Origin of the sequence: Pseudomonas sp. P9_31, assembly GCF_034008235.1 — a bacterium.
Lineage (GTDB): Bacteria > Pseudomonadota > Gammaproteobacteria > Pseudomonadales > Pseudomonadaceae > Aquipseudomonas.
This window is the reverse complement of record NZ_CP125375.1, coordinates 1,676,760-1,703,048: the sequence shown is the minus strand read 5'-3', so window position 1 is coordinate 1,703,048 and position 26,289 is coordinate 1,676,760. Positions and strand designations below refer to the sequence as shown.

General features: G+C 59.2%; 23 protein-coding genes. 7 read left to right on the top strand and 16 right to left on the bottom strand.

The window, feature by feature from the left end; translation table 11 throughout:
* Positions 1-56: 56 nt before the first annotated feature.
* The 4 genes from QMK51_RS07650 to QMK51_RS07635 all read right to left on the bottom strand — a co-directional run bounded on the left by QMK51_RS07650 (position 57) and on the right by QMK51_RS07635 (position 3,757).
* Positions 57-416 carry a DUF6124 family protein gene (locus QMK51_RS07650; RefSeq protein ID WP_320393631.1) on the bottom strand — a complete coding sequence of 120 codons (360 nt, stop codon included), beginning with the start codon at positions 414-416 and terminating at the stop codon, positions 57-59.
* A 486-nt stretch (positions 417-902) separates the two neighbouring features.
* Complete coding sequence (locus QMK51_RS07645; protein ID WP_320393630.1) at positions 903-2,249, bottom strand: ATP-binding protein; 1,347 nt, start codon at positions 2,247-2,249, stop codon at positions 903-905.
* Positions 2,246-2,923, bottom strand: a complete 678-nt coding sequence (locus tag QMK51_RS07640; protein ID WP_017340190.1) for a response regulator — start codon at positions 2,921-2,923, stop codon at positions 2,246-2,248. Before QMK51_RS07640 ends, QMK51_RS07645 begins: the two co-directional genes overlap by 4 nt.
* Positions 2,924-3,154: 231 nt before the next feature.
* On the bottom strand, positions 3,155-3,757 hold the full coding sequence (locus QMK51_RS07635) for a hypothetical protein (protein ID WP_320393629.1): 603 nt from the start codon (positions 3,755-3,757) through the stop codon (positions 3,155-3,157).
* A 147-nt stretch (positions 3,758-3,904) separates the two neighbouring features.
* Between QMK51_RS07635 and QMK51_RS07630 the strand changes: the two genes are divergently transcribed.
* Positions 3,905-4,696 (top strand): dienelactone hydrolase family protein, encoded by a 792-nt coding sequence (locus QMK51_RS07630; protein ID WP_320393628.1) that lies wholly within the window; start codon positions 3,905-3,907, stop codon positions 4,694-4,696.
* 162 nt (positions 4,697-4,858) lie between these two features.
* Positions 4,859-5,584 (top strand): 4'-phosphopantetheinyl transferase family protein, encoded by a 726-nt coding sequence (locus QMK51_RS07625; protein WP_320393627.1) that lies wholly within the window; start codon positions 4,859-4,861, stop codon positions 5,582-5,584.
* Positions 5,585-5,729: 145 nt separating this feature from the next.
* On the opposite strand, the gene QMK51_RS07620 is transcribed toward QMK51_RS07625, so the two are convergent.
* On the bottom strand, positions 5,730-7,340 hold the full coding sequence (locus QMK51_RS07620; protein ID WP_320393626.1) for an ATP-binding protein: 1,611 nt from the start codon (positions 7,338-7,340) through the stop codon (positions 5,730-5,732).
* Complete coding sequence (locus tag QMK51_RS07615) at positions 7,337-8,059, bottom strand: winged helix-turn-helix domain-containing protein (RefSeq protein ID WP_320393625.1); 723 nt, start codon at positions 8,057-8,059, stop codon at positions 7,337-7,339. The genes QMK51_RS07620 and QMK51_RS07615 overlap by 4 nt, the downstream gene beginning before the upstream one ends.
* A 738-nt stretch (positions 8,060-8,797) precedes the next feature.
* On the opposite strand from QMK51_RS07615, the gene QMK51_RS07610 reads away from it, so the two are divergent.
* Positions 8,798-11,692 carry a ribonucleoside-diphosphate reductase subunit alpha gene (locus tag QMK51_RS07610; protein WP_320393624.1) on the top strand — a complete coding sequence of 965 codons (2,895 nt, stop codon included), beginning with the start codon at positions 8,798-8,800 and terminating at the stop codon, positions 11,690-11,692.
* Positions 11,693-12,085: 393 nt separating this feature from the next.
* Here the strand turns inward: QMK51_RS07610 and flgE are convergent, their stop codons facing one another.
* The 6 genes from flgE to QMK51_RS07580 all read right to left on the bottom strand — a co-directional run bounded on the left by flgE (position 12,086) and on the right by QMK51_RS07580 (position 17,164).
* Positions 12,086-13,399, bottom strand: coding sequence for a flagellar hook protein FlgE (gene flgE / locus QMK51_RS07605; protein ID WP_320393623.1), 1,314 nt, complete (start codon positions 13,397-13,399; stop codon positions 12,086-12,088).
* A gap of 31 nt (positions 13,400-13,430) precedes the next feature.
* On the bottom strand, positions 13,431-14,120 hold the full coding sequence (gene flgD, locus QMK51_RS07600; protein ID WP_320393622.1) for a flagellar hook assembly protein FlgD: 690 nt from the start codon (positions 14,118-14,120) through the stop codon (positions 13,431-13,433).
* Between the two features lie 15 nt (positions 14,121-14,135).
* Entirely contained in the window at positions 14,136-14,579 is a 444-nt protein-coding gene (gene flgC / locus QMK51_RS07595) for a flagellar basal body rod protein FlgC (protein ID WP_096509466.1), read from the bottom strand.
* 3 nt (positions 14,580-14,582) lie between these two features.
* Positions 14,583-14,990, bottom strand: coding sequence for a flagellar basal body rod protein FlgB (gene flgB, locus QMK51_RS07590; protein ID WP_007899124.1), 408 nt, complete (start codon positions 14,988-14,990; stop codon positions 14,583-14,585).
* Between the two features lie 367 nt (positions 14,991-15,357).
* Complete coding sequence (gene cheR / locus QMK51_RS07585) at positions 15,358-16,185, bottom strand: protein-glutamate O-methyltransferase CheR (RefSeq protein ID WP_320393621.1); 828 nt, start codon at positions 16,183-16,185, stop codon at positions 15,358-15,360.
* Between the two features lie 46 nt (positions 16,186-16,231).
* Positions 16,232-17,164, bottom strand: coding sequence for a chemotaxis protein CheV (locus QMK51_RS07580; RefSeq protein ID WP_258699517.1), 933 nt, complete (start codon positions 17,162-17,164; stop codon positions 16,232-16,234).
* Between the two features lie 81 nt (positions 17,165-17,245).
* Here QMK51_RS07580 and flgA point away from each other — a divergent pair, with 81 nt between their 5' ends.
* The 4 genes from flgA to QMK51_RS07560 all read left to right on the top strand — a co-directional run bounded on the left by flgA (position 17,246) and on the right by QMK51_RS07560 (position 19,863).
* Positions 17,246-18,007, top strand: coding sequence for a flagellar basal body P-ring formation chaperone FlgA (flgA, locus tag QMK51_RS07575; protein ID WP_320394490.1), 762 nt, complete (start codon positions 17,246-17,248; stop codon positions 18,005-18,007).
* 178 nt (positions 18,008-18,185) lie between these two features.
* Positions 18,186-18,512 (top strand): flagellar biosynthesis anti-sigma factor FlgM, encoded by a 327-nt coding sequence (flgM, locus tag QMK51_RS07570; protein WP_258699515.1) that lies wholly within the window; start codon positions 18,186-18,188, stop codon positions 18,510-18,512.
* 48 nt (positions 18,513-18,560) lie between these two features.
* Entirely contained in the window at positions 18,561-19,028 is a 468-nt protein-coding gene (locus tag QMK51_RS07565; RefSeq protein ID WP_320393620.1) for a flagellar protein FlgN, read from the top strand.
* Between the two features lie 88 nt (positions 19,029-19,116).
* Positions 19,117-19,863, top strand: coding sequence for a flagellar brake protein (locus tag QMK51_RS07560; RefSeq protein ID WP_320393619.1), 747 nt, complete (start codon positions 19,117-19,119; stop codon positions 19,861-19,863).
* A gap of 207 nt (positions 19,864-20,070) precedes the next feature.
* Here QMK51_RS07560 and QMK51_RS07555 read toward each other — a convergent pair whose 3' ends face one another.
* From QMK51_RS07555 to QMK51_RS07540, 4 genes are all read right to left on the bottom strand, one after another.
* The gene (locus QMK51_RS07555) at positions 20,071-21,450 is read right to left on the bottom strand and encodes an MFS transporter (protein ID WP_320393618.1); all 1,380 of its coding nucleotides are present in this window, start codon (positions 21,448-21,450) and stop codon (positions 20,071-20,073) included.
* Positions 21,451-21,521: 71 nt separating this feature from the next.
* Entirely contained in the window at positions 21,522-22,763 is a 1,242-nt protein-coding gene (locus QMK51_RS07550) for a glutamine synthetase family protein (RefSeq protein WP_320394489.1), read from the bottom strand.
* Between the two features lie 361 nt (positions 22,764-23,124).
* Entirely contained in the window at positions 23,125-23,817 is a 693-nt protein-coding gene (locus QMK51_RS07545; protein ID WP_320393617.1) for a HAMP domain-containing sensor histidine kinase, read from the bottom strand.
* The gene (locus QMK51_RS07540; RefSeq protein WP_320393616.1) at positions 23,814-25,418 is read right to left on the bottom strand and encodes a response regulator; all 1,605 of its coding nucleotides are present in this window, start codon (positions 25,416-25,418) and stop codon (positions 23,814-23,816) included. Before QMK51_RS07540 ends, QMK51_RS07545 begins: the two co-directional genes overlap by 4 nt.
* Positions 25,419-26,289: the final 871 nt, after the last annotated feature.

The following is a 26,289-nucleotide window of genomic DNA, read 5'->3' as shown; positions in this document are numbered from 1 at the left end:
CGCGGAGCGTCCGTTGAGGCATTCCTTTGCTGCGCGTGGGAACGATCAGATCTTCGCTAGCCTTGTGGGTCGAGGTTATCCAGCACCCGATTCACCGCAAGCTCGCCGAGCATGACCACCGATTGAATCCCCAACATCATGTTGCGATGGGGCATGTCCATCAACCCGGCGAACTCACTGGGCATCACGCTCGGTGACGCCAGGGATTCGCAGGCGTTGACCAGCAGGGTTTCGTTATCGACCTCGGCGCCGACATGGTAGATGGTGCTGGGTTTGCGCGGAGTGTTTTTGGGAATGACCGGTTTGAGGTAGTAATCGAGGGCGCGGTCGGCGGCTTCGTTGAGTTTTTTGGAGTCGGGGGTTTCGTACGGAGAAACGTCGTCGGTTTCCGGTGGGTTGGGCGTGATCTTGAACATGTGAAGCTCCGTGGTTGATTGAGCCGCCACGACCTATCGCTAAACAAGTAAAGGTGGCGGCTGTACGCAGGTTAGCGATCCGGGTCACAGAAACCCCGGGTAGACTCGAAGGTCTCCCACGCACAGCCACCATTACGCGAATTGCAGGCAATAAGAACTGCAAGCAAAACTTGGGCGCTTTTGCGTCTGTGTATGGGATCGGATCGCTAAACCCGATCGCTGATTCGTCAGCGACCGGCAAACGATAGAGCCCACACCCCAGGCGCACAAGCCGGCGGATTCTGGCGTAGTCGTAGGCAGCGGCGCAAGGATGTGTAGCCTGAGTGAGTGTCTGGAGATGTGTTTTAAACACCGCTGTTAAAGATCGTTCCCACGCTCTGCGTGGGAATGCCTCAAGGGACGCTCCGCGTTCCAGTTCTGGAAAGGGACGCGGAGCGTCCCGGGCTGCATTCCCACGCGGAGCGTGGGAACGATCGGTGACAGGGGTCAAACCACCGGAAAATGAATCCGGAACGCCGCCCCGCCCATTGGCGAATCCCCCAGTGTCAGCTTCGCGCTGTAGCTTTCGATGATGTCCTTGACCACCGCCAACCCGATCCCCTGCCCCGGATGCTGGCGATCCAGCCGCTCGCCCCGCTGCAGAATCCGTGCACGCTGATCCGGTGGCACGCCCGGCCCGTCATCTTCGACGCAGAGTTCAATGCCACTGAGGGTTTCGCGCACGCTGATACGTACTTCGCTCAGGCACAGGCGATAGGCGTTTTCCAGCAGGTTGCCCATCATTTCCAGCAAGGCGCCTTGCTCGATTGGCACGTAACACGGGTCCGGCAGGTCGAAAGCGACGCGCACGCGTTTGTCGCGGTAGACCTTGTCCAGAGTGTCGCAGAGGCTTTTCAGCACCGGGCGCAGGCGCACCTGATGGCGCACCAGGCCACTTTTGCGCAGGCTGGCGCGTTGCAGTTGATAGCCGATCTGCTGGCTCATGCGTTCGATCTGGGTTTGCAGCACCCTGGCCTGATTGCGCTCTTGCGGCTTTTGCGCCATGTCTTCGCTGACGCCCTGCAATACCGTCAGCGGGGTTTTCAGGCTGTGGGCCAGGTCGTCGAGGGAATCGCGATAACGGCTGCGCTGTTCACGCTCGCTGTGCAGCAAGCGGTTGAGCGAGCCGGTCAGGCGCAGCAGTTCCCGAGGGTGCTCTTCACTCAGGCTTTCACGCGTACCGCCCTCGATCTGGTCCAACTCCTGGCTCAGCCGGCGCAACGCCTGCAAACCCCAGGTCAGGCCGATCCACAGCAAGGCGAGCAACACCAGTAACGCCGCGCCGAAGCCAAGGTAGAGGTTTTCCCGCAGGCCTTCGAGGGTGATTTCGTATTCGCGCACCGGTTGCAGCGCGACGATGCTGAACGCCGCGCTTTTGCCGCCCAGCAGTTTGACCTCGACGTCATAAACGAAGAACTCTTCACCATTGGCCTCGCGAATCCTCGCGAACTCGTTACCGCGCCCGTCGTAACGCGGCTTGTAGTTGATGTTCTCTTCCTGGGTGGCCTTCGAACGCCACACCAGATGACCTTCGCGGTTATAGATGTAGCCAAGCAAACGGCTGTCGGTGAGGTTGAAGCGCTCATCGGGCAACTGCGCCGGCATCTGCAAGCTGTTGTTGTCCACCCGGGCAGCGGAGATCAGCGTGGTGACGTCCGACGCCAGGCGCTGTTCGATGGAATCCTGCAACGCCAGGCTGAACGCGCCCTGCATCGCCGGCAGCAACGCCAGCATGAACAACACCGCCAGGGTCGTGGCGGCGAGCATCAAACGGACACGGAGGGAACGAATCAAGTGCAGCGCTCATTGAACAGGTAGCCGAGACCACGCACGGTATCGATTGGTTTGAAGCCAGCCGGGCCTTCGAGTTTGCGGCGCAGGCGGCCGACCAGCACTTCGATCACATTCGGATCGCGCTCGTCGTCATCCGGGTAGAGCTGCTCCATCAAACGGTCCTTGGCCACCACTTGCTGGTGATGCCGCATCAGGTACTCGAGGATCCGGTATTCGTAGGCGGTCAGTGCCAGCGGTTGTTCATCGAGGGACGCCTGTTTGCGGTTGAGGTCCAGCAGCAAGGGACCGGCGACGATGGTCGACTGGGTGAAGCCGCTGGAGCGGCGCAGCAAGGCATTGAGCCGGGCGTCCAGCTCTTCGAACTGAAACGGCTTGACCACGTAGTCGTCGGCGCCGGCGGCGAGGCCTTCGACCTTGTCCTGCCAGTTGCCGCGCGCGGTGAGGATCAGAATCGGAAACGCCTTGCCCCGGGAGCGCAACTGACGAATCAGGTCGAGCCCGCCCATGCCCGGCAGACCGAGGTCGATCACCGCCAGGTCATGGTTGAACTGCTCGGTCTGATACAACGCCTCCTCGGCGTTGGCCACGGACTCGACCACGTGGCCGCTATCCGTCAGTCGGGTTTGCAGGTGATGGCGCAACAGCGCTTCATCTTCGACGACCAGCAATTTCATAACGCTCTCCCGGGCAAATCAAAATCTCCAGAGGCACGACGTATACAAAGGCACACGCACCTCGATGGCTCACATGGCAATAGTCAGTCAAGCCGCGAAACCTGTGGGAGCGAGCCTGCTCGCGATGACGGCGGTACATTCAGCATCAATGTTGGCTGATCCGCCGCTATCGCGAGCAGGCTCGCTCCCACGAGTTTGCGCGGCTTGACTGATCTGGCAACCAAACGCTGTTTAGAAAGCGTAGTTGGCGGACAGGTAAGTCTGGGCGCTGCTGGTCAAATCCAGCGAACCCTGTTTGCTGCCGCCGCGCTCGCTCATCTCGGTGCTGGCATTGCTGCGCAGGTAACGGTAACCCAGCTCGACCGAGGTGTTTTGTGAAACTTGCTGCAATACACCCACCTGGCCACCAATGGCGTAACCGATGTCGCTGTCGCGGCTGAAGCCTGGCGAATCCTGGGTCATTTTGGTCAAACCGGCCGTGGCACCGCCAAACAATTGGGTGCTGCCAGCCACTGGGTAGAACAAATCGTAGCTGCCCAGCAGGTTTTCCTGGCGCAGTTTAATGCCATTATGCGAACCCGACACGTTGTCGTAAGTGGCGTAGTAGCGGCCCTGGCTGTCTTGCTGACCCACACGCAAGCCCCAGGTGTTGTCCTTGCCGATCACACCATCGGTGTTCGGATGGTTGAGGTTGTCGTTCAGGGCGTTGGATTTTTTAACCTTGTCGCTGGTCTGGCCAAAGGTCAGGCCGGCGAAATTGGTGGTGTCGGCGTGGGCGGCAACACTGGCGCCCATCACGGTGAAAGCCAGCAGCAGTTTTTTCAAAGTAGTCATTGGGGAATTTCCTCATGCGCTATGTGCTTTTTGGGTACGGGGCAAGGTTACTGACCCCACCCTGTACGGCCCCTGAACGCACTCTGAACCTGAGCTGAATCAAATCGACTACGCTGTTTTGACGTTTTTTAATAAGGAGATTCAACCATGCGCGCATTCCTCGCCCTCGTGTTGCTGGCCTTGAGCGGTCTCAGCCAGGCCGCCATCAAGACCCAGGAAATTCCCTATCAAAGTGCCGACGGTACGAAGCTGATCGGCTATTACGCCTACGACGACGCCATTAAAGGCCCACGCCCGGGTGTGGTGGTGGTGCATGAGTGGTGGGGCCTCAACGACTACGCCAAGCGTCGCGCCCGTGATCTGGCTGGCCTGGGTTATAGCGCGCTGGCGATCGACATGTATGGCGACGGCAAGAACACCGAACACCCCAAGGACGCCATGGCCTTCATGCAAGCAGCGTCGAAAGACAGCGCAGCGGCCAGCGCGCGGTTTCAGGCCGGGCTCGATTTGCTGAAGAAACAGCCACAGACCGATCCGGCCAAACTGGCGGGCATCGGTTATTGCTTCGGCGGCAAGGTGGTGCTGGATGCGGCACGTCAGGGCTTGCCGCTGGCGGGCGTGGTGAGTTTCCACGGTGCACTGGCAACCAATACGCCGGCTGTGCCTGGCAGTGTGAAGGCGAAAATCCTGGTGGAGCATGGCGCGCTGGACAGCATGGTCACGGCGGATAACGTGGCGGCGTTCAAGGCGGAAATGGACAAGGCCGGTGCCGACTATAAATTTGTCAGCCTCGAAGGCGCCAAGCATGGGTTCAGCAATCCCGATGCGGATCGCCTGAGCCATGGCGACCACGGCGGGCCGGACATTGGTTACAACAAAGCCGCGGATGAGCAGTCGTGGGCGGACATGCAGGCGTTTTTCAAGAAAATCTTTGGTTAAGCCGGTAGACCGTGTCGGGGCCATCGCGAGCAGGCTCGCTCCCACAGGGATTTGTGAAGTTGCATAAATCCAGTGTGGGAGCGAGCCTGCTCGCGATGGCCGCACCGCCGATCCGAACCTTGGGACTACCCAGCCTCAAGGCAACCCGGCAAAATGCCCGTCATGAATCCCGTCCCCGCCCTACCCGCCTGCTGCACCCCGCTCGACGCCCTTTGGCCGCTGCCGTTTGTGCTGCCCGATACAGTCCTGTTGGGGACTCACTTCGATCCCAAGCAACTGGCCAGCGATGATTTTCAGCGCAGTGCCATCGAGCCGCCCGCGAGCATCCAGCGTTCGGTGGCCAAGCGCCAGGCCGAGTTTCTCGCCGGACGGGTTTGCGCTCGGGCCGCGTTGCAACAACTGGAAGGGCTGAGTTTCATTCCGGCCATTGGTGAGGACCGTGCACCGGTGTGGCCAGCGCATATCGCCGGTTCGATCACCCACAGCACCGGCCGGGCCGCGGCGATTGTCGCGAACAAGGCCCATTGGCGCGGTTTGGGGATGGATCTGGAAAACCTGCTCGACGCGGAACGGGCCGAACGCCTGGCCGGGGAAATTCTCACCGGGCCTGAGTTGCAGCGCATGGCTGTCGGGGCTCGCGATCAACTGGCAATGTGGGTGACGCTGACGTTTTCGGTGAAGGAAAGCCTGTTCAAGGCGCTCTACCCGATCGTCCAAAAGCGCTTCTACTTCGAACATGCCGAAGTGCTGGAGTGGAGCGAGGGTGGTGACGTGCGATTGCGGTTACTGACTGACCTGTCCAGTGAATGGCGTAGCGGCACTGAGCTGGACGCGCAATTTGCAGTGATGGATGGGCATTTGTTGAGTCTGGTCAGTATCAAGGCCTGAGGGTTTGTAGTGGCCACATGGGCCTCATCGCGAGCAGGCTCGCTCCCACAGTTGATCTCTGCTGTTCACAAATTGCGTGTTCACAGGAGATCCAATGTGGGAGCGAGCCTGCTCGCGATGAGGCCCTCAAAAGCAATAAATGATCTCAACGCCGCTCCTGATTCCTCGGCCAGCTCAAACTGAAACAGGCCCCGCCCAGGCTTTTGCTCTTGCCGATCAATGCTCGCCCGTCATGCCAATGGATGATTCGCCGCACGATCGACAACCCCAACCCATGCCCACCCGAGGCGCGGGTGCGGCTGTCATCGAGGCGCAGGAACGGGGTGAAGATTTTCTCCCACGCCGTTTCCGGCACGCCCGGCCCGTCATCCTCGACATCCACCCGACAGCGCTGCTGCCCCACCTGATAACTGACGGTCACCCGTGACTGGGCGTGGCGCATCGCGTTGCTCACCAGGTTCTGCAACGCCCGGTGCAGGTAACGCGGCTCGGCTTCGACCCAGGCGCCGTCGCAATCGGCGGCCGACAGGCACAAGCCGCGCTGCACCGTGACCTCGGCGCGCAGTGGCGCCAATTCCTCGATCACCTGGTTGACCAAGGCATCCAGATCGATCCGCTGGAAATTCAGCGCCGGCGAGCCTTGCTCCAGCCGCGCATAAGTGAGCATCTCATCGACCAGCCGATCGAGGTCCTCGATGTCGTGGTCCATGCCTTCGCGGTACTTCTCCAGCGCCTCAGGCGTGCTGGCCGAGCCGATCATCTCCAGGCCAAAGCGCAGCCGCGCCACCGGTGTGCGCAATTCATGGGACACGGCACGCACCAGTTCTCGCTGAATCGCCAACAATTGCTGCAAGTGCTCGGCCATGCCGTTGAACGCCGAAGCCAGGCGCCCTACCGAGTCGGCGCCGCGTGCCGGTACGCGGGTTTCCAGGCTGCCCTTGGCGATGCGTGTGGCGGCGGCTTCCAGCCCGCGCAAACGGCGCTCCAGTTGCCGTACCAACAGATAGACAATCAAACCGATCAGGCTCAGGCCCAGGGCCGCGATCAGCACCAGCCACTCGGGCGGGTAAGGATTCATCTGATACAGCGGGCCGATTTCCAGCACCCACGGCGTACCGACCATGCCGGCAAACACCCGGATCGAATCGCCGCCCTTGCCCAGCGCCATCACCGTGTCGCCTTCGGACACGCGGCGGCTCTGGTCTTCGTCCATGTCAGCCTGATCGACCGTGACCAGCCGCAGATCAAAGCCGAACCCCTTCTCTTCCTTTAACTGCGCCAGGCGCTTGGGTTGCTCGGCCACCGGGTAGCGCACCAGTTCATCGGCCAACAGGTAAATGGTCGCCCTCGCCAGTTGTTCGCTGATCTGCTGGACTTCCCCCGTGAGCACCAGTTGTTCCTTGTCGCTGACCAGGCGATAAACCTTCGCCGCATGCGGGCCGGTCTGCTCCACCAGTGCCTGGCCGCGTAGCACGCGGGTGCGCTGGGTCAGGTCGAGGTCGGTCTGGGGGAACGTCTTCAGCGCCAGCGGAATCCCGAGCAAGCGCCCCCACACCAGCAAGGCCCGGTGGCGCTCGGTGTCGTTCATCGGTTGCAGATTGTCAGCCATCAGCGAGAACGTGCCGTGGGCCAGGCGCTCGCGGTACTGCTCGCTGCGCACCTGGTTAAGCAGGTGCAAGGCCAGCACACCGAGCACGGCTACCAGAATCAGCGCCGCGCACATGCCGCCATAAATGCGCAGGAAGATCGAGTTCACAGCGACAGGTCTGCGCAGGCTTCGGGAACGAACAGATAACCTTTACTGCGGATGGTTTTGATCAGCCGCGGATGCTCCGGGTCATCGCCGATCTTGGGGCGGATGCGCGAAATGCGCACGTCGATGGAACGGTCCTGGCCGTCATAACCGATTCCGCGCAACGCGGTGAAAATTTCTTCGCGAGACAGAATACGTCCGGCATTGGCCACCAGCAGCCAGAGCAGATCGAATTCGGCGCTGGTCAACTCGATGCCTTTGTCATGCAGCCAGGCCTCGCGCAGCGCGTTGTCCACCACCAACGGGCCGAACTGTAGACGCCGTTGTTTTTCCGGAGCGGTTTCAGGGGTTTCACTGCGTCGCAGCAGGGCCTGAATGCGCGCCAGCAGCAGGCGTGGGCGAACGGGTTTACACACGTAGTCGTCGGCGCCCAGGTCGAGGCCGAGGATTTGATCGGTGTCGTCGGTGCGGGCGGTGAGCATCAGGATCGGGCCGTCATACTTGTCGCGAACCTTGCGGCAAATACTCAGGCCATCTTCGCCCGGCAGCATCAGGTCGAGGATCACCAGGTCCGGTTTCTCCTTGATAATGCGTGCCGCAGCCAGGGCACCATTGCCCTCGATCAATATGTGCAGGCCGTTGGCTTCCAGGTAATCGCGGGTCAGTTCGGCCAGACGCTGGTCGTCCTCGACAATCAATACCTGCCAGGCTTCTTGCTCCACGATGACCTCTGCTTGCCAACACCACTTTAAAGGGAAGGATCCACCCGTCTTTTTGTAATGATTGGGGAGGATAAGAATGCATCTGCATTGGCCGATTGTATAAACGTCGCACGGCGGGAACACAAGCCGGTAAATACGTTCGGACACAACGGTTTTTTGTGATAGGGTTCGCGCCCTTAAAAATCCGGATGACTGTTTTCTGTCGCTGAAAATCAGTGAAAAACAGTCGGCTCCAGCCAGGTCGCGGCCTACACGCCTGTTCCCTCTTTCACACACAATTTACGCACAGGTTTATCCACAGGTAGTACATTGCAACACCCTCCAAAACGCATTATCTTGTACCTCGGCGCCAAAAAAACCCTACATGTAGGGTTTTATGCCAAAAACCAAACACAAACCGGACACCGATTTCAAGCGCTTTTATTGCCTCTTTCCGGTTGAACCAAACGTATTTTCGAAAGACCAAACCGCGCGTGCGGATGGCTACTGTTTTTAAGCCCGAAACGGCGATAACGGTACGGGTGTTGCAGTCATTTACTGCCGCCCAAAACGGAATTCGGTTTCAGGCCCAAGGCGTGACACCAAAGACTTCGGCATGGAAGCGGCGCCCAATAGCCCCTTCCTGATCTGTCCCGAAGTTGGTATGCCCGGCCCCCGCCGGTTGTAGTGCTTCAGGACAGAACGGTGGGCACCGTGATGGTGCCCAAACAAACATAGAGAATGTGGAGACAACCCCCCATGCAAACCGACACAACTCGCGAGAACCCGCAGGGCACCTTGCCGCAGGCCGCCGATTCGAATTCGGATCTGTCCGCCACCGCGCCTGGCCAGCTGCGCGTGATCAAGCGTAACGGCACTGTCGTTCCTTACACCGATGACAAAATCACCGTCGCCATCACCAAAGCGTTTCTTGCAGTTGAGGGCGGCACCGCTGCCGCTTCGTCGCGCATCCACGACACCGTTGCCCGCCTGACCGAACAGGTCACCGCGACCTTCAAGCGTCGCATGCCATCGGGCGGCACCATCCACATCGAAGAAATCCAGGACCAGGTCGAACTGGCCCTGATGCGTGCCGGCGAGCAAAAAGTAGCCCGCGACTATGTGATCTATCGTGACGCCCGTTCCAAGGAACGCGCCGTACGCAGCACCACCGAAGAGCCGGTACAAGCGCACCCGTCGATCCGCATCACCCGCGCCGATGGCAGCCTGGCGCCTCTGGACATGGGCCGCCTGAACACCATCGTCACCGAAGCGTGCGAAGGCCTGGAAGAAGTCGACGGCGACCTGATCCAGCGCGAAACCCTGAAAAACCTGTACGACGGCGTGGCCCTGACCGACGTCAACACCGCCCTGGTGATGACCGCCCGTACGCTGGTCGAGCGTGAGCCGAACTACTCGTTCGTGACCGCCCGCCTTTTGATGGACACCCTGCGTGCCGAAGGCCTGAACTTCCTGGGCGTCGCCGAGAGCGCGACCCACCACGAAATGGTCGACCTGTACGCCAAGGCGCTGCCGGCGTACATCGCCAAAGGTATCGAATTCGAATTGCTGAACCCGATTCTGGCGTCCTTCGACCTGGAAAAACTCGGCAAGGCGATCAACCACGAGCGCGATCAGCAATTCACCTACCTGGGCCTGCAAACCCTGTACGACCGTTACTTCATCCACAAGGACGGTATCCGCTTCGAACTGCCACAGATTTTCTTCATGCGCGTGGCCATGGGCCTGGCGATCGAAGAGAAGAACAAAGAAGATCGTGCGATCGAGTTCTACAACCTGTTGTCGTCCTTCGACTACATGTCTTCGACTCCGACCCTGTTCAACGCCGGCACCCTGCGTCCACAGCTGTCGAGCTGCTACCTGACCACCGTGCCGGATGACCTTTCGGGCATCTACCACGCGATCCACGACAACGCCATGCTGTCCAAATTCGCGGGCGGCCTGGGCAACGACTGGACGCCGGTTCGTGCGCTGGGCTCGTACATCAAGGGCACCAACGGCAAATCCCAGGGCGTTGTGCCGTTCCTGAAAGTAGTGAACGACACCGCCGTCGCCGTTAACCAGGGTGGCAAGCGCAAAGGCGCTGTCTGTGCCTACCTGGAAACCTGGCACATGGACATCGAAGAGTTCATCGAACTGCGCAAGAACACCGGTGATGATCGCCGTCGTACCCACGACATGAACACCGCCAACTGGATCCCTGACCTGTTCATGAAGCGCGTCTTCGATGACGGCAAGTGGACCCTGTTCTCGCCGTCCGAAGTGCCGGACCTGCACGACCTGACCGGCAAGGCCTTCGAAGAGCGTTACGAGTACTACGAAGCCCTGTCCGAGTACCCAGGCAAGATCAAGCTGTTCAAGACCATCCAGGCCAAAGACCTGTGGCGCAAAATGCTGTCCATGCTGTTTGAAACCGGCCACCCATGGCTGACCTTCAAAGACCCGTGCAACCTGCGCAGCCCGCAGCAGCACGTGGGCGTGGTTCACAGCTCGAACCTGTGCACCGAGATCACCTTGAACACCAACAAGGACGAGATCGCCGTTTGCAACCTGGGCTCGATCAACCTGCCGAACCACATCACCAACGGCAAGCTGGACACCGCCAAGCTGCAACGCACCGTGAACACCGCCGTGCGCATGCTCGATAACGTGATCGACATCAACTACTACTCGGTGCCGCAAGCGAAGAACTCCAACTTCAAGCACCGTCCGGTCGGTCTGGGCATCATGGGCTTCCAGGACGCTTTGTACCTGCAGCACATCCCTTACGGTTCCGATGCTGCCGTCGAGTTCGCCGACAAGTCCATGGAAGCGGTCAGCTACTACGCGATCCAGGCTTCTTGCGACCTGGCCGACGAGCGCGGCGCCTACGAGACGTTCCAGGGTTCGCTGTGGTCCAAAGGCATCCTGCCGCTGGATTCGCAACAGATCCTGATCGAACAGCGTGGCCAGAAGTACATCGATGTTGACCTGAACGAAACCCTGGACTGGGCACCGGTTCGTGCCCGTGTGCAGAAAGGCATTCGTAACTCCAACATCATGGCCATCGCACCGACCGCGACCATCGCCAACATCACGGGCGTCTCGCAGTCGATCGAACCGACCTACCAGAACCTCTATGTGAAATCGAACCTGTCGGGCGAGTTCACCGTGATCAACCCGTACCTGGTTCGCGACCTGAAGGCTCGCGGTCTGTGGGACGCGGTCATGATCAACGACCTGAAGTACTACGACGGTTCGGTGCAGCAGATCGAGCGCATCCCGCAAGAACTCAAAGAGCTCTACGCGACTGCGTTCGAAGTGGACACCAAGTGGATCGTCGACGCCGCCAGCCGTCGTCAGAAGTGGATCGACCAGGCTCAGTCCCTGAACCTGTACATCGCCGGCGCTTCGGGCAAGAAGCTGGACGTGACCTACCGCATGGCTTGGTACCGTGGCCTGAAAACCACTTACTACCTCCGTGCCCTGGCCGCGACCAGCACCGAGAAGTCGACCATCAACACCGGTAAGCTGAACGCTGTTTCCAGCGGCGGCAACCACGGTGACGACTCGGTCCTGGCAGCGCCTGCCGGCCCTGCTCCAGTGCCGAAGGCGTGCGCCATCGACGAGCCGGATTGCGAAGCTTGCCAATAAGCTGAGCTGGCAGGCGCTGAAAGGCGCCTGTTCGAAACCCCCGATGAGTTCTCTGGACTGATCGGGGGTTTTCTTTTGCCTTGAGGAACGTGGTGGCCCGGCTGACGCCATCGCGAGCAGGCTCGCTCCCACAGGGATTTGTGGTGTTGCATAGATCCAATGTGGGAGCGAGCCTGCTCGCGATGAGGCCAATATAGACAACCACGATGTCAGTGCCTGAGACAAATCCCGGCTCGAGCAGGAGGCGGATTCACATCCGCCGCCCTCTCACATACAGCGTGGCCACCACAGCCAAGCTGGTTGCGCTTGCGCGCAACGCGCCATGCCTGGCGCACCCACAAAAAAGCCCCTCTCGCGAGGGGCTCCTTGTTAAGCGCTACCCACTGACCCGCATCAAGTCATCTGAATGATGGTCTGCATGATGGTGCTCTGGGTGGAGATGGTCTTGGCGTTCGCCTGGTAGTTGCTCTGCGCCTTGATCAAATCAACCAGTTCGTTGGTCAGGTTGACGTTGGACTCTTCCAGGGAGTTGGACACGACCGAACCCAGGGTACCGGTCTTTGGCGCATCGACACCGGCCACGCCGGAAGCGAAGGTTTCTTTCCAGCGTGTGCCGCCAATTGGCTGCAGGCCTTGCTCGTTGGCGAAGCTGGCGACCGCCACCTGGCCGATGGCCTTGGTTTGCTGGTTGCTGAAGTTGGCGGTCATGACGCCGCTGGCGTCGATGGTCAGGCTGGAGATCTGGCCGGTGGCGTAGCCGTCCTGGAATTGGGCGGTACGAGCGGTTGGCGAGTTGTAAGAGGTGGTCAACGCCATGTTGAACGCTATACCGCTAGTGGCATCGACGGAACCGTTCGGCCCCCAGGTCACAGGAGTCGTTGCGGCGTTGGTCACAGCACCTGGAACCCAGTTACTCATGGTCAAGGTTTTGCCACTTATGGTCCAACCGGAAACTGCGGCCAGCGTGTTGATACTGCCGTCAGAGTTGAAGGTGATATCCGCCACCGCCGGAGTCAGGGTGTTGTTGGCCGGGTCCGATGGGGTACGGCCATCCATGTAAGTGTAAATGCGCCAAGCGTTGGTACCCGTTTTCACGTAGTACTGATCCATGGTGTGCTCGTTACCCTGGCTATCATAGACCTTGGTGGAAATGGTCTTGTTATAGCTGTTGGTATCGGTCGGGCTGAACGTGGCTACAGTCGGTGTTGTTTCAGCCGAGTTCAGGTTCATTGTCTGATCGACCTTGGTCGTCGGGTTCGGTTTCAGACTCGAGGTATCAATCTTCAAGTCAGTCAACACGCCATTAATAATCTTGCCGTTGGCATCGACGCCATAACCCTGCAGACGGTTGCCGTTGTTATCAACCACATAGTTTTCAGCATCGGTCTTGAACGCACCGGCACGGGTGTAGCTCAGGGAACCGTTGTCGCTGAGGATGAAGAAGCCGTTGCCCTGGATGCCCATGTCCAGCACGTTGCCGGTGTTGTTCACATCACCCTGGCTGAACTGCTGGGAAACGTTGGCCAGACGCACGCCGTTGCCGACGGTCTTGCTGCCGGTACCCAGGCGAGTGGCCGAGTACACGTCTTCGAATTCTGCACGGGACGATTTAAAACCGGTGGTCGCGACGTTGGCGATGTTGTTGCCGGTCACGTCCAGTTGTTTGTTGGCTGCATAGAGACCGCTAAGGCCGATATTGAAAGACATATTCCACTCCTTTGTGCCGTGTTAGTCGGCTCTATATACCAATGGTTTGTACTTTGGACAGGGCAACGCTGCCCATGCCTGCCAGGTTCAGCATCAACTCACCGCCGGTCTGGCTGATGGTCACGCTGTTGACCGTTGCCGGCAGGTAAGTAATCAGTGAGGTATTCGTGCCGTCGATAGTGGTCGTCGCGCCGAAGGTGTAAGTACCCGCCGGTGCCACCGCGCCCGCCTCGTCCTTTCCGTCCCAGATGAAACTGGCGTTGCCGGCACTTTGACTGCCCAGGTCGAGGGTGCGGATGGTTTTGCCTTCCGAGTTGCTGATCTTGACGGTGGCAGCAGCAACCGATGTCGGCATCACGACGGTACCGTTGAGGCTCTTGGAGGTGTCAACCATCGTTTTGTCGGTCTGCGCGATAACCGAACGGCCCACCAGCGAAGAAGCCTGCAAGGCTTGCGACGAGTTATAGCTGCTGGCAAGGCCGGTAACCGTGTCGTTCAGCGTGGTAATACCTTCCAGGCTACTGAACTGCGCCAGCTGTGCCACGAACTCGCTGTTGTCCTGAGGATCGAGCGGGTTCTGGTTTTTCAGCTGGGTAACCAGCAGTTGCAGGAACGCGTCTTTGCCCAGTTTCTGCCCGCCGGTAGCGGCCGAGGTCAGGCTGTCTTTGGTGGTCGTGGTCGTGACCGAAGAGTTGGCCAGAACATCGCTGATAACGCTCATGTGAATCGCCCCTTATCACTGACCGAGGGTCAGGACCTTCTGCATCATGGTTTTGGCGGTGTTCATCATTTCGGCGTTGGTCTGGAACGAACGGCTCGCGGAAATCATGTCGGCCATTTCTTCGACGACGTTGACGTTCGGGTAGTAGACGTAGCCCTTGGCATCAGCGGCCGGATGGTTCGGCTCATAGCGCGCTTCAAGGTTGCTCTGGTCTTCGACCACGCCCAGCACTTGCACGCCTTGACCGGCCGCCTCCTGGTTCTGGAACAGCGAATCACTGCCGCCGCTCTGACCGCCCTGGAACATGGTGGCGAACACCGGGTGACGGGCGCGGTAGGTCTGGTCGATGCTCGACGAAACGGTCTCGGCGTTGGCGATGTTACTGGCGACGGTGTTCAAGCGAGTGGTCTGGGCACTCATGCCGCTACCGGCAATGTTGAAAACACTGGATAGAGACATGGATTACTCTCCGCGCAGGGCTGACACCAGCCCTTTGAATTTACTGTTGAGCAGGGTGAAGCTGGCCTGGAAGTTGACCGCGTTTTCCGCGTAGTTCGATTGTTCCAGTTGAGCGTCCACGGTGTTCTGGTCGATCGACGGCTGCATCGGCGTGCGATACATCAGCGACTCGTCGCCATTGCCCAGACCTTCAGCTTCGATATGACGGCTGTTGGTCATGTTCAAGGCGAACTTGCCGTTTTTGGTTTTCTCATTTTGCTCGGCGAGCACTTTCGAGAAGTCCAGATCCCGAGCCTTGTAGTTCGGGGTGTCGGCGTTGGCGATGTTGTTGGCCAGGACTTCGGCGCGCTGAGCGCGAAAGCCCAGGGCTTGTTCGTGGATACCGAGCGCTTTATCGAAGCTGATGCTCATGTCGGGAAACCTTCGGGTGACCTGATTTTTCGTACGATGGACATAGCAAGCGGCGTGCCAATTCAAATATCCCCGTAAACCGGGGCTTTGCGGGTAAAGGCAAGGCGGCAATGCCAGAAAAGCGGCAACCGATTTCCGCCGCCTGCCGCTTTTCTGCCGCTTCTCACGATCGAAAGAACACCACCTGACCCTGTGGGAGCGAGCCTGCTCGCGATAGCGTAATGTCAGTCAACATCTTTGTTGCCTGTCACTCCGCTATCGCGAGCAGGCTCGCTCCCACAGGGGGATGATGGTGGACTTGGAAAATCATCAGGCATAAAAAAACGGGAGCCCCTGAGGACTCCCGTTTCTTTATGCCGTCAACGAATCACTTCGCCTTGTAAATGATCCCCGGGCTGCACTGGACCATCTGGTAATGATCCGGCAAACCGTTCAGCGCTTCGGACGCGCCAAGGAACAGATAACCGCCGGGCTTGAGCGTGCTGTGAATGCGCAACAGGATGTCTTTCTTCACCTCGGCGGAGAAGTAGATCAGCACGTTGCGGCAGAACACGATGTCGAACTTGCCCAGGCTCGCGTAGCTGTCCAGCAGGTTGAACGAGCGAAACTCCACCCGACTCTTTATCGGCGCCTTGATAACCCAGCGCCCCGGCCCTTTGGGGTCGAAGTAACGCTGAAGGCGCTCGGGCGACAGGCCGCGGCCGATGGCCAGGCTGTCGTACTCGCCGGTCTTGCAGTTGGTCAGCATGGTGCCGGACAGATCCGTGGCAACGATCTGCACGCCCATCTTCAACTGGCCCATGTTGACTCGCTCGAACTCATCGATGGACATCGACAGCGAATACGGTTCCTGACCCGACGAACACGCCGCCGACCAGATCCTCAGGCGTTGACCGGGGCTTGCCTTGATCGCTTCAGGCAATACCTTGTTCTTCAAGACTTCAAACGGATAGGTGTCACGAAACCACAGGGTTTCGTTGGTGGTCATGGCATCCACCACCATCTCGCGCAAACCGCTGCGCGGTTGGGTCTGGATGCGCTGAACCAGCTCACTCAGCGATTTGATGCCCTGCTGTTCCATCAGTTTGTTGAGACGGCTCGAGACCAGGTATTGCTTGTTTTCACCAAGCAAAATGCCACAGGCTTTTTCCAGGAAGACCCGGAACTGTTCGAAATCCAAATTACCCGTAGACAATGATGCGGCCTCTTAAATCGTGTTGACCGCCAGGGGCAAAGCGCCCCTAGCTGATATCTGCTGCTTTGATCCGGTCGACCACCCGGGATGCCAAGTCATCAGGACGGAACTTGGCCAGGAAGTCATCGGCACCGACTTTCTTGACCATCGCCTGATTGAACACACCCGACAACGAAGTGTGCAGGATGATATGAAGCTTCTGCATGCGCGGGTCGGCGCGGATCTCGGCTGTCAGGGTGTACCCGTCCATTTCCGGCATCTCGATGTCGGAAATCATCATCAGGAACTCGTCTTCCGGCTTCTTGCCCTCGTCAGCCAGTTTGCGCAGGTAATCCAGCGCTTGCCGACCGTCGTTCAACGCCACCACTTCGACGCCGATCGTTTGCAGGCAACGGGATACCTGCTTGCGCGCCACCGACGAGTCATCGACCGTCAACACCCGCAAGGACAATGCCTTGTGCTGAGTCTCGACATCCACCACGCCCATCGAAATCGATTCCGGTGTCGGCGCCACTTCCGCCAGCACCTTCTCGACGTCGATGATTTCGACTAACTGATTGTCGACCCGAGTCACAGCGGTCAGGTAGTGATCGCGTCCCGTACCCTTGGGTGGCGGATGAATCTCCTCCCAGTTCATGTTGACGATGCGCTCCACCGATCGAACCAGGAAACCCTGGGTCTTGGTGTTGTACTCCGTGATGATCACGAAGGGATTGCTTTGATCCAGCAACCGACCGGAACCGGTCGCCATCGCCAGATCCAGAATCGGAATGGTCGCCCCCCGAATATTCGCCACACCGCACACGACAGGACTGGACTTGGGCATCAGGGTCAGCTTGGGGCATTGCAGCACCTCACGAACCTTGAATACGTTGATCCCATACAGCTGCTGGCCGTCGAGACGGAACAACAACAGCTCAAGGCGATTCTGCCCTACCAGTTGCGTGCGCTGGTTCACCGAATCCATTACACCAGCCATGCCCAGACTCCTACACCAACGCTAAGTGTGTTGCGACGCACATTCATCACTAAACGGCACGGCGCTTGCTTTTTAACTTTTATGAACACAGAACCGACATTTTTCCGACGCCTGACATCAACCTGCCGCAGATTGCTCTGTGCGATGTCGGCCGTCTGCCTGTTCAACGCTGGCAGCCCTGCCCTTGCTGATACGGTTACCTTGCCTGACATGCTTATCGGCGTCACTCAGGGCTTTCTTGAATTCACCGTAGAGGACTATCTGGCTACCAGTCAAACGCAAGGCCGCTACGAAATCCAGGTCAACCAGCTCGATCCGCGCCTGCGCATGCCCATGTGCGACAGGGAATTGACAGCCACCCTCGAGAGCCCGGCAAGGCCTCTGGGCCGGGTCACGGTCAAGGTTCGCTGCGAGGGCGCCTCGCCCTGGACAGTCTTCGTGCCCGCTCAAGTAAAGCTGTTTCGCGACATCGTGACCACCACTCGTCCGCTCAAGCGCACAGGGATTATCGAACCTCAGGACGTGACCCTGCGCGAGCGCGATATCAGCCTGATAAACCAGGGTTTTCTGACCTCTGTCGATGAGGCGATCGGACAAAGACTTACCCGACCAATGGTCGCCGATCAGATCATTACCCTGGTGCACCTCGAACAGGCGGAAGTGATTCGCAAGGGCGACCAGGTGGTGATTACTGCCCGCAGTGGTACGCTCAGTGTGCGCATGCCGGGTGAAGCGCTGTCCAACGGCGGTCTGCGCGAACAGATTCGCGTGAAGAACCTTAACTCCCAGCGGGTCATCAAGGCGCAAGTCACCGCGCCCGGTCAGGTAGAGGTTTCTATGTGAGCGACCATGCAGGGCTCTCTGTTCGTGAAGATGTGGCGCTGACCATAGCTGTTGCCTAAACTGTGCCGCATGCAGGACGCGCGCTGGCGCATGCAAGCTCATTGATAAATGGGCCTAAAGTTTTTCGGGGAATCGCCGAAAACATGGCAAGCGTCCAAATTCCCAGAGGTTTTTTATCATGGTCATCGATTTCAGTCGTTTAAACAGCTCCTCGTCACTTACGGGCAGTACGCGTACCAGCACCGCGAAGGAAACCGTCGAAGCCGGCCAATCCACGCCGCTGAATACCCCGGCCGAACAGGCCAGTACCACCAAAAGCGGGGAATCGGTACACCTCAGTGATGAGGCTCAACAGTTGCAGAAGGTCACTGACAAGCTGCGCGATCAGCCTGCCGTCGACAACGCCCGCGTGGCCGAGTTGAAAGCAGCGATTGCCGATGGCAGCTATAAAGTCGACAGCAACCGTGTAGCCAGCAAACTGCTCAACTTCGAAGCCCAGCGCTAGGCCACGGCCCGCGCCAGGCTTTTGGACGCTTAAAACCCAAGGCCAGCCATGCACGACACTCATTTACTGCAATTGATCATCGACGACTTTGCCCCGGCACAACAACTGCTGGAGCTCCTGCAAACCGAGTCCCTCGCCTTGCACGGTCGCGACATGCCACTGCTCGAAGACATTCTGGCGCATAAACAGGCATTGATCATTCTGCTCGAACAGCATGGCCGCAAGCGCAGTGAAATCCTCGCCAGCCTCAACTTGCCAACCAACCGCCAGGGCCTGGAGCAACTCGCCAGCCAGTCGAGCATTGGCGAACGGTTGCTGGGACAGAGCGACGTGCTGACCGACCTCCTGGCCCAGTGCCAGGCCGCCAATGCCAACAATGGCCAGTCGATTCTGGTGCAGCAGGCCGCCACGGCCAACCAGTTGAAAATCCTCACCGGCGGCGAGCCGCCAGCGCTCTACGATGCCCGCGGATCAACCTCCAAGCTCGCCAAGCCACGCCCGCTCAGTCAGGCTTGAGCCTTTCAGTGAGCACGCCCTATCAAGACGCGAAACATGCTGGCAGAATGCCAGCTAGTAGTCATATTTGCCTGGAGATTGATACCCCGTGTCCAATGCCTTAAGCGCGGAAGATGCTCCGCAGCCACCCAAGGTGCTCACTACGCCCCTGGAAATCTCCGGCAACCTGCGCCAGCTGCAAGACAGCCATGACCCGCTGATCATCACGTTCCACGAGCGCAGCCAGCGCTTCCAGAGCTATCTGGTGGACGTTGACCGTGACAGCAACATGATCGCCCTGGACGAAATGATCCCCCGCGACGGCGAACGCTTTCTGCTGGCCGGCGAACCGTTCAAGGTCGAAGGCTTCCACGAAGGTGTGCGCATCGCTTGGGAAAGCAATGGCCCGCTGACGATCGACGAATCTGGCGATGGCCGCTGCTACCGTGGCGCACTGCCCGATGAGGTGGTTTACCACCAGCGCCGCAATGCTTTCCGCGCCGCATTGAAGCTGGCACAACTGGTGAATGTCGAACTGGGGGGTGACAAACTCAAGTCGCCCATCGGCGGCAAGCTGCTGGACATTTCAGCCACTGGCTGCAAATTGCGCTTCGAAGGCGACATCACCGCCAGGCTGCAACTGGGCCAGGTCTACGACCGCTTCATCGCCGCCCTGCCCTTCGGCAGCATGACGGCACCGGTCGAGTTGCGTTACCTGCACTTCGAAGAAAAGATCAACACCACCTTTGCCGGCGTGCGTTTTCACAACATGAGCGGCCTGGTGCAGCGGCAAGTCGAGCGGTTCGTCTATCAGCTTCAGCGCGAAGCGCGACGCTTCGACAAAGACGACTTCTGATACGCCATTCCCAAAAAAACGGGCAGTCCCTTGCGGTGACTGCCCGTTTTTTTTGGGTACTGCAAACTGCTTTTGTAGGAGCTGGCGAAGCCTGCGATCTTTTGATCTTAAAAGATCGCAGCCTGCGGCAGCGCCTACAGGGAGATCAGTGTCCGGCCATAAAAAAGCGCCTTCGCTCGTGAGATCAGGGGCATTTTTATGCCCTGATCAAGGCCTCGCTTCGGTAAAGCTTTGCTCGCGCCCGGTGTCAGGGTCTTCTGATTCCGTATCGGTTTCAGCTTCTGAGGGCTCGGCATCCGGTTCGAAATCAGGTTCAGGGTTGACCGGGTTTTGCATCTGATCCTGCACCACCTGTTCATCGACTCGTGGGTCAAGGCACGCCACCAGTGGCGAACTCGACATGCTGTCCGGCATGGCCACGTGATGCAGCGGCGCATCGTCCACCTGATGCAGGTTGGTGACCGCTTTCGGACGGATTCGCCACACCAGCACCAACGCGAAGAAGCTGAAGAAGGCATAGAGCATGTGACTGCCAAACAACTTCATCAGCACCCCGGCCACCAGCGGCCCGATACTCGCGCCGACACCGTAGGTCACCAGCAGCATCGCCGTCAGCGACACCCGACGATCACCCTCGACATGGTCGTTGGAGAACGCCACCGCCAACGGGTACAGGCAGAACTGCACCAACGAACAGAGGAACCCGGCGACAAACAGCACCTCCAGCGGCACCTGCTGCATGATCGCCAGCGGCAATGCAGCCAGTGCCAGGGTGAACGCAAAACTGCGAATCAACAGCGCCCGGTCATAGCGGTCCGACAGCCAACCCAACGGCCACTGCACCACCAGGCCCGCAAAAATGCAGCTACCCATGAACAGACCGACCTGCTCGGTGGACAATCCTTGTTGCGAGGCATACAGCGGTGCCAGGCCGTAGAACGAACCGACGATCAGTCCCGACCCCAACACCGTGCTCAGCGACTGCGGCACGCGCTTGATGAAGAACCGTGGTTCCATCGGCGCCGGGTGCAAAGGCGCCGGGTGGATCCGCCGCGTCAGGGCCACCGGCACCAGGCACAGGGCGAAACACAGTGCGACCAGCATCAGCAGTTCCAGGCCCAGCCCCGGGTGCATGACCAGAATCAACTGACCCAACACCAGCCCCAGATACGAGGCGATCATGTAACCGCTGAACACCACTCCACGTTTATTGGCTTCTGCCTGCTCATTGAGCCAGCTTTCGATCACCATGTACTGGCACATCATGCCCAGGCCAACGATCACCCGCAGAAACAGCCACGCAGGCAACCAGTCCACCAGGCCATGGCCCAGCACTGCCGCGCCGACAATCCCGGCGCAGGCCGAATAGGCCCGAATATGCCCGACCCGGGCAATCAGCCGATGGCCGATCTTGCCGCCCAGCACCAGGCCGAAATAGTTGGCCGCCATCAACGCGCCGACCCACAGGCTGTCGACTTTATCGGCCGCCAGGCGCAGTGCAAGGTAAGTACTCAACAGGCCCGAGCCGATCAACATCATCAGCGAAGCGAAATAAAGCCCTCGAAAGGATTTCAGGATTTGGCGCATCGGCGTTCCGAGCGGCTCCTTGCAGTGAGTATCGGGCTATCGACAAACGATAGCCCGATGGCGACAGATCGTCAGGCCTGGGCTGCTAGAACACGCCGTTCCCAGGGAGTAATTTCATCAAGGAAGCTGGTCAATTCCATGGTCTTCGAAGCGATGTAGCCTTCGATGAACTCCTTGCCGAACAGTTCCTTTGCCAATTGGCTACGCTTCAGACGTTCAAGAGCGGCATGCAAGGTACACGGCAGCGAAAGATTATCCGGCACCACGAATTCGCCCTGAACTGCCTCGCCCGGCTCCAGTTTGTTCTCGATGCCATACAGCCCCGACGCCAGGCTCGCGGCGATCGCCAGATACGGATTGGCATCGGCCCCCGGCAAGCGATTCTCGACCCGACGAGCGACCGGTGAGCTGGCCGGAATGCGCAGTCCGGCGGCGCGATTGTCGTGGGACCAGCAAGCATTATTCGGCGATGCAAAAGGATGGCACAGGCGCTGATAAGAGTTCACGTTCGGCGCAAACAGCGCGGTGAAATCCGCCAGGCCGGCCTGCTGGCCACCGATGAAATGACGGAAGGTCGCGGTCGGCTCGCCAGCCTTGTCACTGAACACGTTACGCCCGGTGCCGATCTCAACGATGCTCTGATGGATATGCATCGAACTGCCCGGCGTGTGCGCCAACGGCTTGGCCATGCAGACCACGGTCAGGCCATGCTTGAGCGCCACTTCTTTGAGCAGATGCTTGAACAGCAACGTCTGGTCGGCCAGCAGCAACGGATCGCCGTGCAGCAGGTTGATCTCGAACTGGCTGACGCCCATCTCGTGCATGAAGGTATCACGCGGCAATCCCAGCGCCGCCATGCCTGCGTAGACTTCTGTGAAGAATGGCCGCAAGCCGTTATTGGAGCTGATGCTGAACGCCGAATGACCGTCCTCGCGACGACCGTCCAGGCCTACCGGCGGCTGAAAGGGTTGCGTCGGATCGGGATTGGGCGCGAAGACGAAGAATTCCAGCTCGGTCGCCACCACCGGCGCCAGCCCCAGGGCAGCGTAGCGAGCGATCACAGCCTTGAGTTGGCCGCGGGTCGACAGGCGCGAACTCTCGCCGGTCAGCTCCTGCGCATCGCAAATGGCCAGCGCCCGAGGTTGCTGGCTCCAGGGCAAGCGGTGGATCTGTGAGGGATCAGGCACCAGCGCCAGGTCGCCATCATCACTGCCGTAAAAGCGCGCCGGCGGATAGCCACCCATGATGCATTGCAACAGCACTCCCCGCGCCATCTGCAAACGCCGCCCTTCGAGGAAACCTTCGGCGGTCATTACCTTGCCGCGTGGTACGCCGTTCAGGTCCGGCGTGACACATTCAATCTCATCAATGCCCGTCAATCGCTGCGCGAGTGAACGATGGCCATCGGTTGTCATGACGCAATCCTTGTTGTTGTACGAGCCGCGAACGGCGACCCGTACAAAATAGGCTCCGGCTGTTCGGAATATCAAGCAGCATCCAACAAAAAACCGCGCTCCCGTGGGAACTCGATCTGCTCTGACAACACGGCCCCCGTAGGAGCTGCCGAAGGCTGCGATCTTTTGATCTTGCCTTTAAAAAGCAAAGTCAAAAGATCGCAGCCTTCGGCAGCTCCTACGGGGCGTATTCCTAGTCAGGGACGGCGTACGCAGGGATTCAGGGGAGATAGAGGCTGAACACACCGCCGCCCAATGGGCCACCGTTGCTGATTTCGGTGCGTCCGCCCACGCCATTGCGCTGGTGCAGGGCGGCAATCCGCCCGGCAAAGTACAGGCCCAGGCCTGTGCTGCCACTGCTGTGGTTGATGCCCTGCACATAATCGGCCTGACGCTCGATCATCTCGGGTGGATAACCCTCGCCATCGTCGTTGATGGTCAGCACCAGTTGCCCCGCCTCATCGCTGACGGTGATCAACAAGGCATGCCGGGCGTAACGAATGGCGTTGTTGATGCTGTTGGCGAGCACCGAGGCAATCAGCTCCCGATCGAAGAAACCCAGCGGGCTCAACGGGTCTACTTCATAGGTCGCGATAATGCCGCGGCTGGCGAACACTTCTTGATGAGCCGCCAGTTGCGCCTCGATGAAATCATCCAGCTCATGGTAGGCCGGCTGCAACGGCATCTGGTTGACGCCGAGTTTGTACAGCCCCAGCAACTGCACCAACATGTCATTGAGGTGGGCGAACTCGAACTCGATGACGCCCTGCTCCGGCGTATGCCGCTCAGGGTCGGGCAAACGCGCCAGCCATTGGCTGTGAGCCTGCATCAGCATGGCCAGAGAGTTCTTCATATCATGCACGGTGGAGGCAATCACCGTGGAGAAGTCGAGTGACGGTTCGCTGTCGATCATTCGCCGAACGCCTTGATTTTCAGTTTCTCGTAGCGCGGATAACGCGCGTCGGTATCGGGCATCAGGCCGACCGTTTTCAGGCATGCCCGGCATTCTTCCAGCTCCGCCGACGGCACGCTGGTGTCGGTGCCATGCAGCAGCGACTGCGCCATGTTCAGGGCAATACTGATGTTCTTCGGCTGCAACGCCAGGGCTTTGCGGAACACATCCCGGGCTTCCACCAGGTTGCCGGTCTTGTACACCCGCACGCCCTGGCGGTTGAGGTCGGCAGCCGCATTACCGGAATTGAGGATGGTCGGGTCGTCGGTCAGCTTGGCGATGCCCTTCATCACAGTCGGATCGTCGCCGTAGATTTCCGCGCAGTTTTTCAGCATCGAGGCGCCGGCACTCGCCTGCCCCAGCATTTGCAGCTGCTTGGCCACCAGCAGCGCCGCTTCGGCACTCATGAATTGCTCCATGCCATCGAGGCGCATCATCGCTTGCTCGGTGAGCTTCTCGGCGGTTTCGGCATCGTTGAGCAGCAGGCTGGTGGCCTTCATCAGGCGCGCACGAATCTGCAAGCCGGGGTCGGAGGGGTTCTCCTTCGCCACCGCACTCAGCGTCGTATTGATTTCAAGGCGGGTCCGGGTGTCCAGGCCCTTTTCCGCGCCCTTGCTGATCAAGGCATGGGCCAGGCCGAGGTTGCTTTCCGCGTCCTTGAAACGTGACTGCGCCCCTTGGTTCACGGCTTGGCGATAGGCTTTGGAGGCGGTGTCGAAATCTTCGTTGGTCATTGCCAGTTTGCCCAGCAACGCTTGCCGGCGCACCGCCAGCGGCGACAGGCGAATAGCCTCCTCCAACACTTTCTGCGCCGCTTTGGTGTCGCCTTCGGCGACCAGCACGTCGGCCATGCCGTCGTAGAGGGCCGGCATCATCGGGAAGACTTTCAAGGCTTTTTCGTAGATGCCTTTGGCCTGGCTGACCTGGCCGCGCTTGAACAGCAACTGGCCCAGCCCGGCAAACGCCCACGGCAAAGGACGATCCGCCAGAATGCTGTCGTACAAGCGCTCCAGCGCTTCGTTCTGGTTCAAGTCGCGCAACGCATCGGCGCGGTAACGCAGGCACAACGGCGAATAACGAATGTCCTGTTTGCACAGGGCAATACAGGCATTGAGCACTTCAACCGGCTTGCCCCGGTCAAGGGCTTGCAGGATCGGTTTGAGCAAGGTCTTGCGCTGTTCCAGTCGTTCCAGGCGCTGGGCCAGGCCCGAACGGTTGAACGGCTTGGTCAGGTATGCGTCGGGTTCGTGCTCCAACGCGCTGAGCACCATGGCCTGGCTGGTTTCTGCCGTGACCATGACAAACACACTTTCATGGCTGATCAGCTTCTCGATCATCAGGTCTTCGAGCACCTGCTGACCGTTCTTCTTGCCATCGCCCAGGTGGAAATCCTGCAGGATGAAGTCATAGGACTTCTGCGAGCACATGCGCAGCGCCTGTTCGCCGGTATCGGCGGTGTCGACGTCCTTGACGCCCAGCTCCCGCAGCATGGACCTGACGGAACTGCGGAAATCCGAGAAATCATCGACGATCAGAAAGCTTTTTTGGTGATACGACAGCATCGAAGATTTCCAGACAAATTAAGAAGAACAATCCAAAGGCACGACACGGGCGAGCTCAGCTTCGCGGTCCTTTTGGCGCGCAGATGATAGCGGGAGGCCATCGGCTATCAAGCAATTTCGCACAAACCCGTGATGACGATTGCCAGCCGCCAGTGACGAAAATCACAACGACCGCTCGGGTTATCGGCCAGTAGTCGCGTTCCCTTGAAGCGGCGGGCGTGTAATCGCGTATTTGGCTGTCATCACAGGCTTCCCATGCAGTCGTCGGGTGGTTCGGGCATGAAAAAAACCCACCAGAAAGAACGCTCTGGCGAAGTCTTTTAACAGCTGAGCGCTGAAATCTGATGATTTCCAAGAGCCCCGCAACTCGGCCAACCCATGCCCCGCTTGGGTTTCAGCTCATTCAAGCCCCGCCAGTGCTGAGTGCCCATGCCCCCTTCGCCAAAAACAAATCGACATAATATTGACACCAAAACACCCACCTGTCGGAATATTGGCACTTCGTCCTGTTACCTTCAGTTAACACCTTTACAAAGCCTGACCCCACAACTAAACACACATCAAACTGATATCAGATAAGGCCGTATCCCTGAGTCAGTGCTGCACCAAAACACGGCCTCACCCAGCTATCACTTCAGGGGTCCCTGCCATATGGGTACTCTCAGATTATTGCGCGCCATGCGCAAGGCAACCCCAGGCTTGGGCCCACGGTCGCCCAACAGCTCCTGCGATTCGCTCCTCAAGTGCGGCGAACTTTTTCACCCGCGCGATACCAGCGCCCCTCTGCCGGCAGCGCCTATTCCGTCCGGCCCAGCCGGCCGACGATGTCCACCCCCCGCCTCGCACCGCTCCTGAACAATCTGAGCGGCAC